1 pseudogene is annotated in these 250 nt (G+C 65.6%); it reads left to right on the top strand.

From position 1 onward, the window contains the following. A pseudogene (locus tag IU459_RS38215) lies at window positions 1–250 on the top strand (IS4 family transposase); the annotation flags it as partial.

Genomic DNA, 250 nt, shown 5'->3' with positions numbered 1-250 from the left:
GACCGATCTGGCCGCGTTGTATCACGAACGCTGGGAGATCGAGATCGCGCTGGATGAGTTGAAAACCCATCAGCGCGGACCGGCGCAAGTGCTGCGGTCCCGCTCGCCGGAAGGCGTCGAGCAGGAAGGCGTCGAGCAGGAAATATGGGGCCACCTGCTGGTGCACTACGCCATCCGCACCCTCATGCACGACACGGCCGACGCCGCGGCCGTCGACGCCGACCGGTTATCGTTCACCCGCAGTATCCGC

It is taken from the genome of Nocardia amamiensis (assembly GCF_015477605.1).
Classification (GTDB): Bacteria; Actinomycetota; Actinomycetes; order Mycobacteriales; family Mycobacteriaceae; genus Nocardia; species Nocardia amamiensis_A.
This window is presented reverse-complemented; position numbering and strand designations above follow the sequence as displayed.